At 50.0% G+C, this 3,394-nt stretch carries 3 protein-coding genes; all 3 read left to right on the forward strand.

Annotated elements, in window-relative coordinates:
- The first annotated feature begins 888 nt into the window (after positions 1 to 888).
- The 3 genes from KOO63_14075 (at position 889) to KOO63_14085 (ending at position 3,161) form a co-directional block, all read left to right on the forward strand.
- On the forward strand, positions 889 to 1,470 hold the full coding sequence (locus KOO63_14075; protein MBU8922940.1) for a hypothetical protein: 582 nt from the start codon (positions 889 to 891) through the stop codon (positions 1,468 to 1,470).
- Positions 1,471 to 1,575: 105 nt separating this feature from the next.
- The gene (locus KOO63_14080) at positions 1,576 to 2,475 is read left to right on the forward strand and encodes a hypothetical protein (protein ID MBU8922941.1); all 900 of its coding nucleotides are present in this window, start codon (positions 1,576 to 1,578) and stop codon (positions 2,473 to 2,475) included.
- Positions 2,476 to 2,582: 107 nt separating this feature from the next.
- Positions 2,583 to 3,161 carry a hypothetical protein gene (locus tag KOO63_14085; GenBank protein MBU8922942.1) on the forward strand — a complete coding sequence of 193 codons (579 nt, stop codon included), beginning with the start codon at positions 2,583 to 2,585 and terminating at the stop codon, positions 3,159 to 3,161.
- Positions 3,162 to 3,394 lie beyond the last annotated feature (233 nt).

The raw sequence follows: 3,394 nt of genomic DNA on the forward strand, positions 1-3,394 counted from the left end.
TAGAGTACAATCAACTTTTGGTCACCGGGGGAGGGAATAGGCGTTTGGAATTCCTATCCTCACCCCGTTTTTTGTCTTGGACCCACAGTACTCCTGGCATGGTGGTTTCAATTGGTGGCACGGTAAACTTGCGAAGGTAATCGAGAAACTTGCAGCTGCTAAGCGGACATCATTCGCGATGGCCCGGTCGCGTTTGGCGTCAAAAATGGCCTGCATCGAGTTGCTTCCATATCACAGCGCATCATTCAGAGACAAGGACCGTTGGCAACAAAATCTCCAGTCAGCACAACTCGCCCGTGAATTTGTTGATGGCTTCGTCCTTAACCGTGTACGGAGCGGCAAGGCCATAGTAATCGTCACTCGTAAAGTCAGCGTATGGAATCTTCCAGAGCTAGAGGGCGTTGTGACCTACACGCCAACGCAAGCTCGAGCGGCCCATTTGACCCCGGACAGCCCGGGCGGACGAGCGATTCTTAATCACTTTGGAGCTTTATAACCCGGCCTGCCAAGCGTCGAGGGCGAGGGTGAGTCAGGTAGGGCCAATTTTCAAACCCAGTCGCCCCATTATGGACACCACGCATCCAATTTATATTGCTTTTACCCCCAGAACTTGATATGATCCCTTCATCCAGGGTATCTCCCTCCAATCCCCCACCCTGGCAGGTCGGCCGCCGTTCGCCCGGGCGGTCGATTTTTTTGGAGGACTCAAATTAACCCCCCCGGCTGTGCCACTGCCAGACCTGCCAATTGACATTGAATCCCCTAAATGATAATCTCCTCCCTCCTCGCCCAATATTTTTTTCCTGCATTCAAAACTGGTTGCGCTGCATTGTATTGATGCCGCCCAGTTGGTTTTACCGATGAAAAGAACATTAGGTTATGGGAGTTATGATGATTGAGGTTCTAACAGGTATTCTGGTCATTGTTACAGGTTTCTATGCACTAGTCACATATAAAATTCTTATGGCCAATAGTGATGCGGTATCTGAGATGCGTACTCAGAACCAGAATTACAGTCGCCCCTTGGTGCAACCAACGCTTTTTGTGCGAGAAAGTACAAACCTCTTTGGCCTTCGTATTCGCAATAATGGCCTCAGTACAGCCAAGGGTGTGCGGATCTCGATCGACCGAGACTTCTTTACGTTTGGCGAACAGAAAGAGTCAAACAATTTGCGGCATATGTCTGCGTTCAGAGAACCAATCGCAAGTTTTGGACCTGGCGCAGAGGTGGAATTTCTTCTAGTGCAAGCGCCAGTGGTTTTCGCGGACGACGCGGATCAGAACATTGTCCCCATTAAGTTTGAAGTAAAAATTGAGTACGCCTTTTCGGACAAAAAGGTCTGTGAGGAGACTACAATAGACTTTCGTCCATACAGGCATGCAAATATACCGCAGAACGAAGTTGCAAACGAACTTAAAAAGATTCATAAAGCACTTGAAGCCTTGGGGGAATTGTTCAAGAAACAATAACAAGAACTCGAACCCGACATCGCTGCCCTCGCCCATGGCGATGTCGCGCCTGGTGGGGTTGTGTGGGTGAAGCCGATATTAGCTATACGAAGGCGAGGGGGCACTGTGCAGGGCGAGTGTAAGTTATGTAGAAACAACTGTGACCTGCAGAATAGTCACATTGTTCCGGCATTTGTTTATCGTTGGTTGAAGGAAACTTCGCCAACGGGGCATTTGCGGTCGAGCGAGCAGCCGAATCTCCGCCGGCAGGACGGCCAAAAGGAATACTGGCTTTGTTCCGACTGCGAAGGAATGTTCGGCGAGTGGGAGAATTTATTCGCGACTGAAGTATTCCGGCCAACTGCGAAATCTAGTACCCGCAACATTCCCTATCGTGAATGGATGCTGAAGTTCGCTGTTTCGTTGACTTGGCGGGTGCTGACTTATGTATCTGAATTTGGCGATGTGAATCATTTATCGGCGGAACAGTCGAAGCAGGCGGATTTGGCACGTGAAGAATGGGCATTGTTTCTTTTAGGGAAAGTTCCTCACCCTGGACCGTACGAACAGCATATGCTTCTAACCGACGAAATTGCAAGTCACGACGGCGGTGAACTGCCCACAAATATCAATCGCTATCTACTTCGATCCATTGACATCGACGTCGTTGCTAACCCGAAAGAAGCGATCGTTTATGTCGGGCTACCGCGCGTGATATTGATTGGTTTTATTTCGGTGGCGACGCGAAAGAAGTGGAAAGGCACGAAACTGCACGTTAAGAAGGGTACTGTAGGACCAGACCGTACTGAAGTGCCTGGGGAACTATTTGAGTACATCGTCGACAAGGCAGGCACAATGCAGGCAATGCAGCGCAACCTTTCGACTAAGCAGAAGCGCAAGGTAAACGAGGCCTTTCATCGCAACGCAGCTCATGTACACGAAACTGATGGGTTGCGAGCAATGGACGCGGACTTCCGGTTGTTTGGTGATGCTGTGTTTGAGGGAGAGGACGATAGCCAACACTAATGAGCCCTCCCCCTGTCAACCGGTGCCAACCGCTATTGGGGAAGTCGTAATGTCTATACGTAGTGACAATGGCAGGCAGTATTTCATAAGTTCGAAAGGGGAAAGCCATGTCTAATAAGATTTCCTTGGCAATTGGCGTAGCCGCATTCCTCATTGGTTTGGGGAGTCCCAGCTTCAGTCTCGCCGCACTCGTCGTTGACTTGCCTAGCGTCGTCGGCGTTTACGAAGAAGCCATCTTGGAAGGTCGGCTATCGATTCCCGGTACTGCGGGGGCCCCGAGTGCGCGCTTCGTGGTTTCAGGAAGTATCGTGCCCGGTACGGTCAGCTATTGCTACGAGCCAGAGGTCGTCCATCCTCGTGGATCTGAAGTGCACTTGTATGTATATGTGGAAGCCCCAACTCGTATCCTGTGGTCGGTTGCGAACGTGCTTATCGATCCGATAGAGGGAACTTTCTTGGCCGAAGGGCCGATTTATAACACCGAGGAATTTCCCATTCAGCTATTGGCTTTGTACGGCGAGTTCGAATTCGAAGTGTACGTCGGCTACGACCCGACGTCGATTCCCGTATGTGAAATACTCCCCATACCGGCAACAGTCACCATCGAGTCCGCGCAAATCGTTTCTGACGAGGCGGTGTTCACTGAGAAGCAGAGTTGGGGTACAATTAAGTCGCTATTCAGGTAGCTGGAAGGGCGGCTCCAGCGGAGTGCGATGAGGGGTGTCACGAATTATTCCAATTTGCACCAGACAAAGCCGTTTCTCGCTCATGGCGTTTTCGAGCCAAACGGCTTTGCAGGTGAAGCAAACGTTAGGCAAAATCAGGTATACAATTAAGAGGGACTAAATTTTATGTCGAAAATCTATAGAAGATATATTCCTGTTACGCTCATTCTAGCCTTAATTATAGCAGTGACCTA

The sequence above is a fragment of the Candidatus Latescibacterota bacterium genome, from assembly GCA_019038625.1.
Taxonomy (GTDB): Bacteria; Krumholzibacteriota; Krumholzibacteriia; order Krumholzibacteriales; family Krumholzibacteriaceae; genus JAGLYV01.

Bases quoted from the DNA above. Each gene is read 5' to 3' on its own strand.
- KOO63_14085 (MBU8922942.1), top strand. From the start codon at position 2,583: ATGTCTAATAAGATTTCCTTGGCAATTGGCGTAGCCGCATTCCTCATT.
- KOO63_14075 (MBU8922940.1), top strand. From the start codon at position 889: ATGATGATTGAGGTTCTAACAGGTATTCTGGTCATTGTTACAGGTTTC.